Genomic DNA, 14,840 nt, shown 5'->3' with positions numbered 1-14,840 from the left:
GCTCCTTCATGCCCCGCGCACGATCTCCCTGACATGGCCGATCGTTTCCTCGATCATGCCGGCTGAGACGTCGAGATGGGTGCAGGCGCGGATGCGGCCGTCCATCATCGCGAGCAGCACGCCGCGCCGGCGCAAGTCACTCACCATCCTGTCGCCGGAGACGCCGGCGCCGTCGGGCCTGAAGAATACGAGATTGGTCTCGGGCTCCTGCACCTCGATGCCCTGGATCTGCGCCAGCCCGCGCGCCAGCGCGCGCGCATTGGCGTGATCCTCGGCCAGCCGGTCAACGTGATGATCGAGCGCGTGGATGCAGGCGGCTGCGATCACCCCGGCCTGGCGCATCGCGCCGCCGAGCCGCTGCTTCCAGCGCCAGACCTCGTCGATGAAGCCGGCGCTGCCGGCGAGCACGCCGCCGATGGGGGCGCCCAAACCCTTGGAGAAATCGATCCAGGCCGAATCCCAGCCTGCGGTCATCTCGGCCGCCGGAATGCCGGTGGCGACGGTGGCATTGAGCAGCCGCGCGCCATCCATATGCGTCGCCATGCCATTCGCCTTGGCGATCGCGACGATCTCGTCGAGTGCGGCCTTCTTCCAGATCGTCCCGCCGCCGATATTGGCGGTCTGCTCAACGCTGACCACGGTCTGCGGCGGCTGATAGCGCGAGCGCGGATGCAGCGCGGCGCGCAATGTCTCCGGCGTGAACTGGCCGTCCGGTCCTTTCAACTGCGTCACCTGGAAGCCGCCGAGCGCGGCATGCGCCCCGCCTTCGCGCGAGATGATATGAGCGGTCTCATGCGCCAGGATCTCGTCGCCGGGCCGGCAATGCACCAGCGTCGCGGCGACGTTGCACATGGTGCCCGACGGCATCAGCACCGCGGCCTCCTTGCCGAGTAGCGTGGCGACCCGCCCGCACAATTCATGCACGGTCGGATCGTCGCCGATCTGCTCATCGCCGACCTCGGCCCGCGCCATCGCCTCGCGCATCGCGGCGGTGGGGCGGGTCTGCGTGTCGGACAACAGGTTGACGCGCACGGGCGGCGCCTTGGGATCGCGCGGGGGCGGGGTGTAGTACATCGGCAGTCCTCGTTCGGCTTTCAGACTGCGACCTTACCCAACTCGTGCCCTCTCGGCAAAACGCGCCGCCATCCCGGTCATGCTGCGAGCCAGATATCCGGCCGCAGCGGCCTGGAGATATCGATGGGCTTGGTCACCAGCAGCGGCGCCTTCGCACAATCGAACACCCAGGACTCCAGCGGGCTGCGTCGGGACGGTGAAAGAAGCAGAGCGGCGCCCGGCCGCTGCCGCTTGATGTTCCAGCCCATGTTCACCGCGGCCCAGCCGACAAGCATGGTCTGCCAGTCGTCGGGCTGGTCGTGGGCCTCATCGAAACAATGGAGAAGCTCGAGCGCGAACGGATCATAGCCGAGTTGCGCGTCGGCAAAGGTGAGCCCGGTGCCGAGATGGCGGATCACATGGGCTGTCGCATCGGACTGGACGTGCCAGCAGGAGCGTTCAAGAATGTCGAAGACGGTCGAAGGATAGACGCCGTCGTTGAACCGGTAGCGGATCCCCGACGGCCGTGCGCGTAACGGTGGCGAACGCAACGGCGGAAGAGGCGGAGCGCCGACCGCATCGGTCGGCAATGCGCCGAAGATGATAGTGCGCCTGTTGAACTCCATGGCGAACGCCCCGCTACTTTACAACTGGCGACAGTGAATCACGGGACGGCGGAGCTGTCAGCCCAGGGTGAGGCGAATTCGTGGCAAGTGTGGCATTCGGGAATCTGTTCGCCTCATCCGAAATTCCAAAAGACAAAGGCCCCGGCGCGTGCCAGGGCCTTCGGAATATCAGATGTGATCGGACCTGGGTCCGGTCAAGATCAGCGCGAGTAGAACTCGACGATCAGATGCGGCTCCATCTGCACCGCGAACGGCACGTCCGACAGCGCCGGGATGCGGATGAACTTCGCTGTCATCTTGGAGTGATCGGCCTCGATATAGTCGGGCACGTCACGCTCGGCGAGCTGGGTGGCTTCGAGCACGATGGCGAGCTGCTTCGAGGCTTCCTTGACCTCGATCACGTCGCCCGGCTTGACTTGGTAGCTCGCGATGTTGACCTTGCGGCCGTTCACCTTGATGTGGCCGTGGTTGATGAACTGGCGCGCGGCGAACATGGTCGAGACGAACTTGGCGCGGAACACCACGGTGTCGAGACGGCGCTCGAGAATGCCGATCAGGTTCTCGCCGGTGTCACCCTTCAAGCGGCCGGCCTCGACATAGATGCCGTGGAACTGGCGCTCGGAGATGTTGGCGTAATAACCCTTCAGCTTCTGCTTGGCGCGCAGCTGCACGCCGAAATCGGAGAGCTTGCCCTTGCGGCGCTGGCCGTGCTGGCCGGGGCCGTATTCGCGGCGGTTCACGGGGCTCTTCGGGCGGCCCCAGATATTCTGGCCCATGCGGCGATCGATCTTGTACTTCGCCTCACTGCGCTTAGTCATCGCGTCCTCTTCAAGTCTTGCGTTCGGGTTTGAGGAAACGCGCCCTCCTGTGTGTCCGGGAAACCCGGTCCACCGACAGGCCGATCCCCAAAGCGTGAGGGGACGAGGCCACGGGTCGCGAAACGCAACGCGGGCCGAAAGCGGCCCGCGAGCAGGGCGGTTCTTAAGGGAGAAACCGCTGACTTGTCAAACCTTAACCGCCGCGCCGGCCGGTAAATCACCGCTCCGGCGCCTGCGGGACGGCGATTTTCTCCCGCGCGGCGGTGCAATTCCGGCCAGCGTCCGCTGCTCCGCGGCCGGCCGCCCTCAGCTCGGCCGCGAGCTCGCCGTTCAGCACCTGGGCGAGCCGGATGGCCGTCCTGGCGATCATGGCCCCATCGGTGACGCGGTGGTCCCAGCGGATCAGGAGGCGGATCGTCTGATCCGGCTGGACGAGGTCGAAATTGATGATGAACGGCCCCGGGCTCAGCGCCAGCAGCTCACCGCCGCCACAGGCGGCGACGCTGGTGACGGAGAAATTGCCGAACCAATTGGCCCGTTGCCGGCCGAAACTGAGCCCCACCCACCAGGCGAAGCGGCGCAGCGGCAGCGGTAACCGGGTCGCCCGCATGATCTTGCGGAACATCGGGACGTCGCCGAGCGGCGCCTCCTTGCCCTGCCGGATCATGGCGTCGATCTCGGCCAGGGTCATGTTTTCCGGTCCGGCGATGCGCTGCGGCAGCACGCAATCCTCGCCATTCTCGACCCGGGCGATGGTCACGGTCGCGACGCTGCGCGGCAGCTCGTAGAAGCAGGGCCACGGCCATTTGACATAGAGCGTGCGCAGCACCGGCTCGTCGCGGGCGACCAGCGCGAAGGCCTTGACGAACAGCGCGGCGAAGCCGGGCGGGCAGGCGGCCGCGGCCCGCGCGTCCAGCAGAGGGCCGATAGCAATCGAGCGGGACAGCGACACGAAGGGCACGTCGCGGGAGGCACGCATCAGATCGATGATCAGACGGCGGTGCAGGGAAATCGGCCTGGTTGTTCCGCGCATCCTGAACCCGTCACTCCCGATCCGTATTTTGTGGCCTGTCCGTCGCCCCGGCGGCGGCTGCTGTTAGCACCGAGCGACGGGGCAACGAAAGCCCTCGCCTATGGCGCGGGCGAGGCGAGCGGCCTGGTCTTGTCGACGACGTAAACACCGAGCACTTTCAGGCCCTTGTCGCCATGAACCTTGGCGTCATGGACCACGCCCGCGGGAATCTGGAACGAATCACCCGGTTTCAGGCGCCGGTCCGGCTGTCCCTCGACGATCAGATCCGCCTCGCCCTCCAGGATATAGGCGGTCTCGACGCCCGGATGGGTATGCCGGCCCGCGGCGCCGCCGGCCGCCACCTCGGCGATCGCCTGGACGATGGTATAACCGTCCGGAAAATCGGTCTTCTGCAGCAGCGTGCGCTTGATCGCCGGCTGCTGGGCCAGCGCCGCGCCAAGTCCGAGCACGGTCAGCGACAGGCCGAAAATCGTCTTTTTCATCATGGTCTTCTCCCCAAATGTTGTTTTTCGTTGGAAAGTTGAGGCGCGCCGCAGACGGCACCGAATCAGCGTTTGATCCCTTCGAAGCTTGCGGCAATGCCGCGCTGGAACAAGGACCAGTCGAAACCCAGCGCCAGCGCCACATAGCCGCGTTCGATCATCGCATTGGCCTGCTCGGCCGAGCGCGCCGCGCCGCCGATCGGCACGCCGGATTTGAGGATGCCGGCCTCGGCACGGGCGATCAGGGATGTCACTGCGGGATCATCGAGCTGGCCGCGCTTGTTGATCGAGGTGGCCAAGTCGCCGGGGCCGATCACCGCGATGTCGATGCCGGGCGTGGCCATGATCTCGTCGATGCGCTCGACGGCCTCGACATGCTCGATCGTCACCATGCAGACCATGTCGTCATCGGCGGTCGCCATGTACTCGGCCATCGACACGTTCCAGTGGAACGGCGCGTGGAACGGTCCCCACAGCCGGTCGCCGCGGGGCGGATAGCGCACGCTGCGCACCGCCTTCTCGGCCTCTGTGCGGCTGGAGATCATCGGGAAGTTGATGCCGAGGGCGCCGAGATCCATCGGCGCTTTCGCCAGATGCGGCTCGTTGGCCGCGATGCGCACCAGGGGGACGCAGGGTGTGCCCGATGTGGCCGTGATCATCGCATGCGCGGTGGAAAGATCGATCGGCCCGTGCTCGAGGTCGACGATGATCCAGTCGAGCTGCTGCGCCATGATGCGCACGGTCTGAATGCTCGGGATGGTGGCGATCGCGCCGAAGGTGGGTCTCTTGTCGCGCCAGGCCTGTTTGAGGCGGTTGAGCGGTTTGGGCGTCGCAGACATCGCAAGGTCTCCGTCAGGCCGGCACGCGGCCGCCGAAATAGGACGTCAGCGCCTGGCTGAGTTGATGCGGCTTTTGCGAGGTGAAGATCATGGTGGCGCCGCAATCGCCGGCGCTCGCGGTCGCCGGCCCCAGCAGATCCACGACACGGCGCGCGATGGCCGGTGCCGGGTCGATCCAGGCGATCGGCCATGGCGCCAGCCGTTCAAGGCGATCGAGCAGCAGCGGATAATGCGTGCAGGCGAGTACGACCGTGTCGGTGCGGCCTGCGGGATCGGTGGCATCGCCGACGAAGCAGGGCGCGATCTCGGCCGCGATGGCCGCGTCGCTGACGCTGGTTCCGCTGAGCGCCGCTTCGGCCAGCGAGGCCAGCTCCGGCGAGCCGACCAGGGTCACGGCGCAGCCTTGCGCAAAGTCGCGGATGAGGGCGTGGGTGTATTCGCGCTGCACGGTCGCCTTGGTGCCGAGCACCGACACGCGTTTGGTCCGCGACTGCGCGCAGGCCGGCTTGATCGCCGGCACGGTGCCGACGAACGGCGTGGCGTAAGCGGCGCGCAGCGGCGCCAGCGTCTGCACCGACGCGGTGTTGCAGGCGATCACGATCAGGTCCGGCCGATGTCCGGCGATCAACTCGCCCATCAGCGGCACCACGCGGGCGATCAGCGCCTCCTGGCTGTGATGGCCGTAGGGAAAGAACGCGTCGTCGGCGACATAGACGTAATGCGCATCGGGGCGGGCGCGCACCACCTCGCGCAGCACGGAAAGGCCGCCGAGGCCGGAGTCGAAGACGAGAATCGTAGGGCGGTTTGTCACGTCGCAAGTGTACCGGATCGGGGAGGCGGATTCAGTCGGTTTTTCTGCGGGATTTGGCGGGAGTGAGGCGCTTGGGTGTGTTCCGATGGCGGGAGTAAAGGTTCAAGCATACATCCGTGAGCCCCCCGCAGCCCCCAAACATTCGGTGTCATCCCGGCGCACGCCGGAATCCATAACCACCGTCTTGCATGGGGCGAAGGCTGCATGCTCCATCATGCCTCACACGACCGCCGCGGAGTCCGGGTCCCGGGTCGGCGCCGCGCCGCTGCGCGGCGTCGCGGCTTGCCGGGACGACGACAGTAGAGAGGGGCGCCATTGCGAGCGAAGCAATCCAGAGTCCCGCGACGACGCTGGATTGCTTCGTCGCTGCGCTCCTCGCAATGACGGTGGTGAAACATGCGTTCTCATCCTCGCACCCGCTTTCGCGTCCGAGTGTTGCTCATCTGATCGCCCTCTCGAGAATGAGGGCGCGGGGAAGGCCGGGTGCCGGTCGGCACCCATGGCCCGCCTGCAGCAGAAAAAGCAGGCGGCAGTCACCACAGGTACGGGCCGGATCATCCGGCCTTCCCCGCGCGATGGCTGGAACGGCTTATACGTGCTCTCCCCGGGGACCGGCGTTTTGCCCCCGTCGCCCGCGCGCTCGTCGAACGTGGCAGCGCGAACTTGGTCTCAGCACCGGGAGACCAGGACCACACGATTTCGCCGTGCGTATCGGATCGTTCGTCGGCATGATCGCTCACGCTGCAACCCGACACGCCCACCGCATCCCGCACCCCACGCTCGTGACGATCGCGATGCGCCCCTCAAGTGAGGCGGGATGGCGAGATCATAGCATTGATTTCCGAAAAACAGAAGGCGTATAATTCGGATTTTCGGTTGGGGTCTGCTGATCGCGCCGGCCCTGCGGGCGGCCCGTGCAGGGGACGGGCAATCGCATATGGCGATTCTTGGTTCGCGCTCGTCTGCTTCCCCGCCGTCATGGCCGGGCTTGTCCCGGCCATCCACGTCGGTTTGGCGTGGAAAGAAAGCGTGGATGCCCGGGTCAAGCCCGGGCATGACGCAGTAACTCATTGTCGGGCTCCCTCGGAGCGCGCCGATGTCTGCTCATATCCGACAGCCCTGCTGGAAGGGGTAGGCGGATCGCGAGGGGAGGTCGTCAGGGGGCCGTCGCTCCGATAACAATAGTATTAACTAATTAATTAGTGGCGGCTATTTATTCGGCATGATCCAGGTATTACGGTGACAGTGCATTTAATTTGACATCCGTCGCCCGAACGCGCAGGATGGCACATGGCCCGCCTTGCCCGTGTCGTCGTCCCCGGTCTGCCGCATCATGTCACCCAGCGCGGCAATGGTCGCGCACGCACCTTTTTCGGTGACGACGATTACGCGCTCTATCGTGACCTGCTTGCGACCCATTGCCAGGCGGCCGACGTTGCGGTGTGGGCGTGGTGCCTGATGCCGAACCATGTGCATCTGATCCTGGTGCCGTCGGATGCCGATGGCCTGCGTCGGGCGCTGTCGCGGGTGCATCGTGTCTATGCCGGAATCATCCAGGCGCGCCGCAAGCGCAGCGGGCATTTCTGGCAGGGGCGGTTCGGCGCGGTGGCGATGGACGAGGCGCATCTGGCGGCGGCGCTGCGCTATGTCAGCCTCAACCCGGTGCGGGCGCGGCTGGTGACACGCGCCCAGGACTGGGCGTGGTCGAGCACGCGCGCGCATCTGCGCGGGCGCGACGACGGCGTCACCGCGCGCGAGCCTGTCAAGACGATGTTTCCGGACATGGCCGGGCTCCTGAGCCGCGCGCCCGAGGATGAGGAGGAACTGTTCGCCCGCCTGCGCGCCGCCGAGAGCATCGGGCGTCCGATCGGCAGCGACCGTTTCCTCACCCGAATCGAGAAAATGACCGGGCGCGTGCTCAAGCCGGCCAAACGCGGGCCGAAGCCGGCAGCGGAGGATTGAGCGGAGACAGGCCGCGCAACGAGACTTGCGCAGTTCTGTGCACTGTCTCCGTAAACTTGCACCGTAACAACCCGTAATAGCGCCGAGATCAACACGATCCCGGGAGCACGCAGACCCAAACCGGTCCGCGAAACGTATCCGACTTAAGGGCTGAGATCGGCCGTTCCCGAAGGAGATCCGGATGGAGCCGGAGCGCGCGACGTCGACCGTTTATTATGACGGATCCTGCCCGCTGTGCAGGGCGGAGATCGGTTACTACAGCCGCACGGACCAGGACGGCGCGCTGTGCTTCGTCGACGTCTCCGCGGCGGGGGCCGCGCCTCCGGAGGGACTGACCCAGCGCGAGGCCATGGCGCGGTTCCATGTGCGCGCCGGTGACGGACGGCTGCTCTCGGGCGCGGAAGCATTCGTCGAGGTCTGGCGGCGGCTGCCGCGGTGGCGCTGGGCGGCGCGGCTGGCGTCGCTGCCGGGCGTGCTGGCGGTGCTGGAATTGGGCTACCGGCTGTTCCTTCCCGTGCGGCCGTTCATCTCCCGCGGCGTCGCGCGCCTCCAGCAGCGGGCCGCTGGCTCGGAACGCGGGTGACAGGGCGGGGGGAGGGGGCCAGCGCATGGAATGACACGCGCCGCTTGAATAAGTCTGAGGGACATCCATATGCCATCCATGCACCATCCAATGGGATGGCAAGATGGATGCCGTCACGATGCCCGATAACGTCCAGCCGCTCCGCGCCAAGGCGCCCGACACCGAGAAGATCACGGTCAATCTCGGCTATGTCGATCTCGGTCAGATCGACCTGATGGTGCAGGAGGGGTTCTATTCCAACCGCACCGATTTCATCCGTACCGCGATCCGCAACCAGCTCGACCGGCATGGCGACGTGGTCAAGCAGTCCACGCTGCGCCACAGCCTGGATCTCGGCCTGCGCAACTTCAGCCGCGCCGATCTCGAAGCGGCGCAGCGCGCGGGCCAGATGCTGCAGATCAACGTCCTGGGGCTCGCCACCATCGCCGCCGACGTCACGCCCGAACTGGCCCGCGCCACCATCGCCTCCGTCTCGGTGCTGGGCGCGCTCCATGCCACCCCCGCGGTCAAGGCCGCTCTCGCCGACAGAATGAGGTAGCGTCATGCTCGATCAGGGTATCATGCGCGAAGCGACGCGACTGACGCGGGCCGGCCAACTCATCGAGGCCACGGCGCTGCTGCAGCGGATGCTGCGCGGCGCCGGCACTCCGGCTGCGGCCTCGTCCGCGGCTGCGCGGCCGGCGCCAAGGCGGTTGTCGGCGCCGACCATCGACGGCGAGGCGACGCGTATCGGCGAGCGCGCGCGTTCTGCCGCGCCGGACGCGGCGGCGCAGGTGCGCACTGCGGAACGCACGGCAGCGCAAGACTCCGACATGCCATTGCGAGGCGCGTCCGCTTTGGCGCGCAAGCGCTTCGTCCGTCGTGACGGCCTTCGCGACCTCCCGGGCATCGGCTTGCGAGGTCCTGCTCTGCGCATGCCGGCCGCGCATGAGATCGCGCCGGAGGGCGCGCGCTTCATCCAACGCAGCTTCAGCAATGCGGCCGGGCACAGGTCCTACAAGCTGCTGATCCCGAGCAGGACGCACGGACATCCGTTGCCGCTGATCGTCATGCTGCATGGCTGCACGCAATCCCCCGACGATTTCGCCGCGGGCACGCGGATGAATTTTGCGGCCGAGGCGCAGGGCTGCTTCGTGGTCTATCCCGAGCAGCCGAGCGGCGCCAATCCGTCGAGATGCTGGAACTGGTTTCGTACCGGCGATCAGCAGCGCGACGGCGGCGAGCCGTCGCTGATCGCGGGCATCACGCGCCAGGTGATGCAGGACCACGCGATCGATCCCAAGCGCGTCTACGTCGCCGGCCTGTCGGCTGGAGGCGCTGCGGCTGCCATCATGGCCGCGACCTATCCCGACCTTTATGCAGCCGCCGGCATCCATTCGGGCCTCGCATGCGGCGCCGCGCGCGATCTGCCCTCGGCGCTGATGGCCATGCGTCAGGGCGGCGCCGCGCCGGCGGCCGCGCGCAGCGCGGTCGTGCCGACCATCGTCTTTCATGGCGACCGCGACACCACCGTGCATCCGGCCAATGGCGACCAGATCGCGCAATCCACCAATGGGCGCGGGACGGCGTCGGTCGCGCGCGGCCGCGTGCCCGGCGGCCATGCCTACACGCGCACGGTTCTGACCGACCGCGGACAGGTGACGTCGGAGCACTGGATCATCCATGGCGCCGCTCATGCCTGGTCCGGCGGCAGCCCGGCCGGCTCCTACACCGATCCGAACGGCCCGGACGCCACGCGCGAGATGCTCCGCTTCTTCCTCGCGCATGCGCGAGGCTGATGAAATCAGGGGCGCATGACGGTGATGCCGTACTGAATTGCGCCCGCCGCCAAGCAGCTCATTCACATCGAACGCCTGTGGTGCGATGCGCCGATTGCTGGATTGGTTGTTCCGAAATCGCCAGACCGGCGAGATCACGATCGCACAGATGCCGAACCCCGCGCTGTGGATCGTGCTGGTGGGAAGCGTCGTCAGCTGGGTCTGGCATCCGCCAGGGCGGATGGGTCTCAATCTGGACGGCCTGGTCAAGGCCAGCCTTGTCGTGTGGGCCGTCGACGAACTCTGTCGCGGCGTCAACCCGTGGCGACGCTGCCTCGGCGCGGCCTTGCTGGTCTATGTGATCGCAACCGTCGAATGGACATAGGGAGGCGTGAGTTCAAGCCTCGGCGCCGGGAATGCCGACCGCTTGACCTGCATCAACGGACATTGGCGCCTGCTGGCCGATGCTTGGTGATGTTGTCCGGTGTCACGGGAACATGCATGGGACGTTCGACGCGTGCCTTGCGGCAGGAACCACAGTTTGATGAGTCCCTCGATCATCAACGACATGAACGCTGCCGCGCGCTTCGAGGGGCCGGGCGTCTCGCCGGTGTTTCGCGCCCGCAAGCTCTCCAAGACCTACCGCATGGGCGAGGTCGAGGTGCATGCGTTGCGCGACGTTGATCTCGACATCATCGAGGGCGAATTCGTGGTGCTGCTCGGGCCCTCTGGTTCAGGCAAGTCGACGCTGCTGAACATCCTCGGTGGGCTCGACAGTCCGACGTCGGGCGACGCGCAATGGCGGGATCATCAGCTGGTCGGCGCCGGCGATGCCGAGCTGACGCGCTACCGGCGCGAGCATGTCGGCTTCGTGTTCCAGTTCTACAACCTGATCCCCAGCCTGACCGTGCTCGAAAATGTCCAGCTGGTCACCGAGATCGCCGACAGGCCGCTCGATCCGCTGGAGGTGTTGAAGCTCGTCGGCCTCGAGCGGCGGATCGACCATTTTCCCTCGCAACTGTCCGGCGGCGAGCAGCAACGGGTCGCGGTAGCCCGCGCCATCGTGAAGTCGCCTGACGTGCTGCTGTGTGACGAGCCGACCGGTGCGCTCGACTACGAGACCGGCAAAGTGGTGCTGGCCGCGATCGCGCGCGCCAACGAGCAACTCGGCACCACCACCATCGTCATCACCCACAATGCGGCGATCGCCGGGATGGCCGACCGCGTGCTGCGGCTCGGCGGCGGCCGCATCGTCGGCGAGACGCGCAATCCGCGGCGGCTCTCGGCCGAGGAGGTGACGTGGTGAGCCTGCTCAACCGCAAGCTCTGGCGCGATATCGGCGCCATGCGCGGGCAGGTGATCACCATCGCGCTGCTGGTTGCGGCGGGTGTCGCCGTGTTCGTCGGCTCGGTCTCCACCTATCAATCGCTGCGCGCCGGCTGCGAGCTGTTCTATGCAGAGGCGCGGTTTCCGCAGGTCTTCGTCACCTTGAAGCGCGCGCCGCTGACGCTGGTCGCCCGCCTCAACGCTGTCGCCGGCGTCCTGGCGGCTGAGCCGCGGATCGTGCGCGAGGTCATCGTTGACGCGCCCGCCGCGGCGCAGCCGGTGTCGGCGCGCCTCGTCTCGCTCAGCCGCGCCGGTGATGAGCCGCTGGCGCGGTTGCATCTGCGCCGCGGCACGGCGCCCGCGCCTGGCGACGCGCGCAGCGCCGCGGTCAACGAGGCCTTTGCGGATGCCAATGGCGTCAAGCCGGGCGACGAGATCCGCGTGCTGCTCAACGGCCGGCTGCAGGCGTTCCGGGTTTCCGGCATCGTGCTGTCGCCGGAATATGTCTATGCGGTGCGTCCGGGATTGCCGATCCCGGACGATCGCCTCTATGCGATCCTGTGGGTCGACCGCAGCGCGGCCGAGGCCGCCTTCGACATGAAGGGCGCGTTCAACGACGCGGTGGTCGCGCTGGCACCGGGGGCCGATGCACAGCCCGTCATCGAGGAGCTCGACCGGCTGCTCGAGCCCTATGGATCGATCGGCGCGATCGCGCGGCGCGACCAGCCGTCGAACCGGTTTCTCGAGGACGAGCTGAACCAGCAGAAGGTGATGTCGATCACCATTCCGATCATTTTCTTCGGCGTCGCCGCCTTCCTGCTCAACAGCGCGCTCGGGCGGCTGGTCGCCGCGCAGCGCGAGCAGATCGCAGCCCTGAAAGCGCTCGGCTTTCCGACCTCGGCCTTGACCCTGCATTACCTCGCGCTGATGCTGGTCATCGTGCTGATCGGATCGGCGCTCGGCATCGTCGGCGGCCTCGGCTTCGGCCAGGCCATGATCACGAGCTACCACGGCTTCTTTCGCCTGCCGGAGCTGCCGTTCCGGCTTGCGCCGTGGTCGATCCTTGCTGGCGTTGCGATCAGCACGGCGGCCGGGTCGCTCGGTGTCATCACGGCGCTGCAGGCGGTCGTCGGACTTGCGCCTGCGGAAGCGATGCGGCCGGCCGTCCCGATGGGGTTTCGCCGCTCCTGGATCGAGCGGATCATGCCCGGCGTGGCGCGCCGCGCACGGCGGATGATGATGCTGCGCAACGTCGCGGGGCGTCCGTTCCGCTCGCTGTTCACCGTCGTCGGTATCGCCTTCGCGGTGCCGATGATGGTGCTCGGAATCTTCTGGCGCGATGCGATCGGCGAGATGATCGAACTGCAGTTCAACCTGGTCGAGCGCGGCAACGCCTCCATCACCTTCCCGCATCCGGTGGATCGCGCGGTGTTGCGCGACCTGGCGCGACAGCCGGGCGTGCTCCTGGCCGAAGGTCAGCGTATCGTGCCGGTGCGGCTGCGCGCCGGCCAGCGCAGCTACCTGACCTCGGTGATCGGGTTGGCGGCGGCGGACGAGCTGCGCCGTCCGCATGATGCCGCGCGCCGCCCGATCGTGGCGGCGCCCGACGGCATCACGCTGACGCGGCGGCTCGCCGAGCGGCTGGCCTTGAGCGCGGGCGATCTCGTCACCGTGGAGGCGATGGAGGGCCGCCGGCGCCGCCGCGATGTGCCGGTGAGCGCCATCGTCGACGAGGCGATCGGGATGGCGTCCTACATGGACATCGACACGCTGAACCGCTTCACCGGTGAAGGCAAGGTCATCTCGGCCGCCAGCCTGCATGTCGATCCGGCGGCGCTGCCCGCGCTCGGCGCGCGGTTCAAGAATCTGCCGATGATCGAATCCGTCTCGATGAAGGCCTATGCCGTTGCATCCTTCATCGACAAGATCGCGGGCCTCGTCTTCGTCACCGCGGGAATCCTCACCGGCTTCGCTGCGATCATCACCGTCGGCGTGGTCTACAACAGCGCCCGCATCAGCCTGCAGGAGCGCGCCTGGGAGCTCGCCAGCCTGCGCGTGCTCGGCTTCACCCGCGGCGAGGTCGCCGGCATCCTGTTCGGTGAATTCGCGCTCGAGATCGCGCTGGGGATTCCGCTCGGCCTGTTGCTGTCACGCGGCATCATCGCGCTGATCGCGCGGCTGCATTCGAGCGAGAGCTTCCAGATTCCCGGCGTGATCGCGCCGCGGACGTACCTGATCGCGACAGCGGTGGTCTTGGCCAGCGCCGCGATCAGCGCCATCATCGTGCGCAGGAGGGTCGATCGGCTCGATCTGGTCGCCGCCCTCAAGACCAGGGAATGAGCATGCGTCCTGTGTTGCGCCGTGTCGTCATCGCGTCGATCGCTCTGGCGGTCGCTGCCGCCGTCGGCTGGATGGCGATGCCTGGTCCCATTCCGGTGGAGACGGCTGTGGTGACCAAAGGGCGGTTCGTCGCGACCGTGGAGGACGACGGCAAGACGCGGGTGCGCCAACGCTATGTCGTGGCCGCGCCGCTCGCCGGACGGCTGGGCCGTCTCCGCTTCAAGGCCGGCGATCAGGTCAAGGCCGACGACGTGGTCGCCACCATCACGCCGGCGCCGGCACCCTTGCTCGATCCGCGCGCCCGCCGCGAGGTCGAAGAGCGGCTCGGCGCGGCCGAGGCCAATGTCGAACGCGCCAAGGCGGTGGTGGCACGGGCGCAGGCGCAGAGCGCGCAGGCGGCGGCCGATCTCGCGCGCACCATGGCCCTGGCCGCAAGCGGGGCTGGGACGATTCAGGCGAAGGAGCGCGCCGAGCTCACGATGCGCGTCGCCGAACGCGACCTGCGCGCCGCCGAATATGTCGACCACGCCGCCCAGCACGAACTCGGACAGCTCCGGGCGATGCTGGCGCGTTACGGCAGCAACACCGATGCGGACGTGCCGGCGGACAGCTGGAACGTGACGGCGCCGGTCGGCGGGCTGGTGCTGAAGGTGACCCAGGAAAGCGAGACCATGGTGCAGCCGGGCACGGCGCTGCTCGATCTCGGCGATCCCCATGATCTCGAAGTGGTCGTCGACGTGCTGAGCACCGATGCAGTCGAGATCGCTCCCGGCGCTGACGTCACGATCGACCGTTGGGGCGGCGCGGGCCGCCTGTCGGGGCGGGTTCGCCGCGTCGAGCCGGCGGCCTTCACCAAGATCTCCACGCTCGGCGTCGAGGAGCAGCGCGTCAACGTGCTGATCGACATCGTCTCGCCGGCCGACCAATGGCAGCGGCTGGGCGATGCCTATCAGCTCGATGCGCAGATCGCCGTCTTCACCCAGGACGATGCGACCATCGTGCCGACCGGCGCGCTGTTCAAGCGTGGCGACGACTGGTCGGTGTTCGTGCTCGAGGACGGCCGCGCCGCGTTGCGCAAGTTGCGGATCATCCGCCGCTCGGGCCGGTTCGCGGCGGTGGCCGAGGGCGTGTCCAGCGGCGACGTCGTGATCATCTATCCCGGCGACCGGGTGGCGGATGGCGTCAAGGTCGCGCCGCGTTGACGTGACGC

General features: G+C 67.4%; 15 protein-coding genes. 8 read left to right on the top strand and 7 right to left on the bottom strand.

Translation table 11 applies throughout. The annotated features are described in order from the left end of the window. Nucleotides 1-6: 6 nt before the first annotated feature. From HL671_RS21745 to murI, 7 genes are all read right to left on the bottom strand, one after another. Nucleotides 7-1,074 carry a threonine aldolase family protein gene (locus HL671_RS21745; protein ID WP_172238413.1) on the bottom strand — a complete coding sequence of 356 codons (1,068 nt, stop codon included), beginning with the start codon at nt 1,072-1,074 and terminating at the stop codon, nt 7-9. 77 nt (nt 1,075-1,151) lie between these two features. Further along, nucleotides 1,152-1,679, bottom strand: a complete 528-nt coding sequence (locus HL671_RS21740) for a hypothetical protein (protein ID WP_172238410.1) — start codon at nt 1,677-1,679, stop codon at nt 1,152-1,154. Between the two features lie 200 nt (nt 1,680-1,879). Next, nucleotides 1,880-2,497: a 30S ribosomal protein S4 gene (gene rpsD, locus HL671_RS21735; protein WP_012045327.1), complete on the bottom strand. Its 618-nt coding sequence runs from the start codon at nt 2,495-2,497 to the stop codon at nt 1,880-1,882. A 217-nt stretch (nt 2,498-2,714) separates the two neighbouring features. After that, nucleotides 2,715-3,530 carry an acyltransferase gene (locus HL671_RS21730; RefSeq protein ID WP_172238407.1) on the bottom strand — a complete coding sequence of 272 codons (816 nt, stop codon included), beginning with the start codon at nt 3,528-3,530 and terminating at the stop codon, nt 2,715-2,717. Between the two features lie 98 nt (nt 3,531-3,628). Continuing rightward, entirely contained in the window at nt 3,629-4,015 is a 387-nt protein-coding gene (locus HL671_RS21725) for a cupin domain-containing protein (RefSeq protein ID WP_172238404.1), read from the bottom strand. Nucleotides 4,016-4,077: 62 nt separating this feature from the next. Beyond that, nucleotides 4,078-4,851 carry an HpcH/HpaI aldolase family protein gene (locus tag HL671_RS21720; RefSeq protein WP_012045324.1) on the bottom strand — a complete coding sequence of 258 codons (774 nt, stop codon included), beginning with the start codon at nt 4,849-4,851 and terminating at the stop codon, nt 4,078-4,080. 13 nt (nt 4,852-4,864) lie between these two features. Then, on the bottom strand, nt 4,865-5,662 hold the full coding sequence (gene murI, locus HL671_RS21715) for a glutamate racemase (protein WP_172238401.1): 798 nt from the start codon (nt 5,660-5,662) through the stop codon (nt 4,865-4,867). Nucleotides 5,663-6,952: 1,290 nt separating this feature from the next. Between murI and HL671_RS21710 the strand changes: the two genes are divergently transcribed. The 8 genes from HL671_RS21710 to HL671_RS21675 all read left to right on the top strand — a co-directional run bounded on the left by HL671_RS21710 (nt 6,953) and on the right by HL671_RS21675 (nt 14,832). After that, nucleotides 6,953-7,624: a transposase gene (locus HL671_RS21710; protein ID WP_172238398.1), complete on the top strand. Its 672-nt coding sequence runs from the start codon at nt 6,953-6,955 to the stop codon at nt 7,622-7,624. A gap of 181 nt (nt 7,625-7,805) precedes the next feature. Beyond that, entirely contained in the window at nt 7,806-8,207 is a 402-nt protein-coding gene (locus HL671_RS21705) for a thiol-disulfide oxidoreductase DCC family protein (RefSeq protein ID WP_012045321.1), read from the top strand. 118 nt (nt 8,208-8,325) lie between these two features. Beyond that, on the top strand, nt 8,326-8,745 hold the full coding sequence (locus HL671_RS21700; RefSeq protein WP_172238395.1) for a CopG family transcriptional regulator: 420 nt from the start codon (nt 8,326-8,328) through the stop codon (nt 8,743-8,745). Nucleotides 8,746-8,749: 4 nt separating this feature from the next. Further along, nucleotides 8,750-9,985 carry an extracellular catalytic domain type 1 short-chain-length polyhydroxyalkanoate depolymerase gene (locus HL671_RS21695; RefSeq protein ID WP_172238392.1) on the top strand — a complete coding sequence of 412 codons (1,236 nt, stop codon included), beginning with the start codon at nt 8,750-8,752 and terminating at the stop codon, nt 9,983-9,985. A gap of 85 nt (nt 9,986-10,070) precedes the next feature. Then, the gene (locus HL671_RS21690; protein WP_012045318.1) at nt 10,071-10,349 is read left to right on the top strand and encodes a hypothetical protein; all 279 of its coding nucleotides are present in this window, start codon (nt 10,071-10,073) and stop codon (nt 10,347-10,349) included. 159 nt (nt 10,350-10,508) lie between these two features. Next, nucleotides 10,509-11,270: an ABC transporter ATP-binding protein gene (locus HL671_RS21685; protein WP_012045317.1), complete on the top strand. Its 762-nt coding sequence runs from the start codon at nt 10,509-10,511 to the stop codon at nt 11,268-11,270. Beyond that, nucleotides 11,264-13,630: an ABC transporter permease gene (locus HL671_RS21680; RefSeq protein ID WP_012045316.1), complete on the top strand. Its 2,367-nt coding sequence runs from the start codon at nt 11,264-11,266 to the stop codon at nt 13,628-13,630. The genes HL671_RS21685 and HL671_RS21680 overlap by 7 nt, the downstream gene beginning before the upstream one ends. A gap of 2 nt (nt 13,631-13,632) precedes the next feature. Beyond that, a complete protein-coding gene (locus HL671_RS21675) occupies nt 13,633-14,832 on the top strand; it encodes an efflux RND transporter periplasmic adaptor subunit (protein ID WP_172238389.1) in 1,200 nt (399 codons plus the stop codon). Nucleotides 14,833-14,840 lie beyond the last annotated feature (8 nt).

The sequence above is a fragment of the Bradyrhizobium denitrificans genome, assembly GCF_013179005.1.
Lineage (GTDB): Bacteria > Pseudomonadota > Alphaproteobacteria > Rhizobiales > Xanthobacteraceae > Bradyrhizobium > Bradyrhizobium denitrificans.
The sequence above is the reverse complement of the archived record's forward strand: the minus strand, read 5'-3'. Positions and strand labels throughout refer to the sequence as shown.

Excerpts from the sequence above, each read along its gene's own strand:
- HL671_RS21700 (WP_172238395.1), top strand. The coding sequence starts at position 8,326 with ATGCCCGATAACGTCCAGCCGCTCCGCGCCAAGGCGCCCGACACCGAG.
- HL671_RS21740 (WP_172238410.1), bottom strand. The coding sequence starts at position 1,679 with ATGGAGTTCAACAGGCGCACTATCATCTTCGGCGCATTGCCGACCGAT.
- HL671_RS21695 (WP_172238392.1), top strand. The coding sequence starts at position 8,750 with ATGCTCGATCAGGGTATCATGCGCGAAGCGACGCGACTGACGCGGGCC.
- HL671_RS21745 (WP_172238413.1), bottom strand. The coding sequence starts at position 1,074 with ATGTACTACACCCCGCCCCCGCGCGATCCCAAGGCGCCGCCCGTGCGC.
- HL671_RS21685 (WP_012045317.1), top strand. The coding sequence starts at position 10,509 with ATGAGTCCCTCGATCATCAACGACATGAACGCTGCCGCGCGCTTCGAG.
- HL671_RS21690 (WP_012045318.1), top strand. The coding sequence starts at position 10,071 with ATGCGCCGATTGCTGGATTGGTTGTTCCGAAATCGCCAGACCGGCGAG.
- HL671_RS21675 (WP_172238389.1), top strand. The coding sequence starts at position 13,633 with ATGCGTCCTGTGTTGCGCCGTGTCGTCATCGCGTCGATCGCTCTGGCG.
- HL671_RS21710 (WP_172238398.1), top strand. The coding sequence starts at position 6,953 with ATGGCCCGCCTTGCCCGTGTCGTCGTCCCCGGTCTGCCGCATCATGTC.
- rpsD (WP_012045327.1), bottom strand. The coding sequence starts at position 2,497 with ATGACTAAGCGCAGTGAGGCGAAGTACAAGATCGATCGCCGCATGGGC.
- HL671_RS21705 (WP_012045321.1), top strand. The coding sequence starts at position 7,806 with ATGGAGCCGGAGCGCGCGACGTCGACCGTTTATTATGACGGATCCTGC.
- HL671_RS21725 (WP_172238404.1), bottom strand. The coding sequence starts at position 4,015 with ATGATGAAAAAGACGATTTTCGGCCTGTCGCTGACCGTGCTCGGACTT.
- HL671_RS21720 (WP_012045324.1), bottom strand. The coding sequence starts at position 4,851 with ATGTCTGCGACGCCCAAACCGCTCAACCGCCTCAAACAGGCCTGGCGC.
- HL671_RS21730 (WP_172238407.1), bottom strand. The coding sequence starts at position 3,530 with ATGCGCGGAACAACCAGGCCGATTTCCCTGCACCGCCGTCTGATCATC.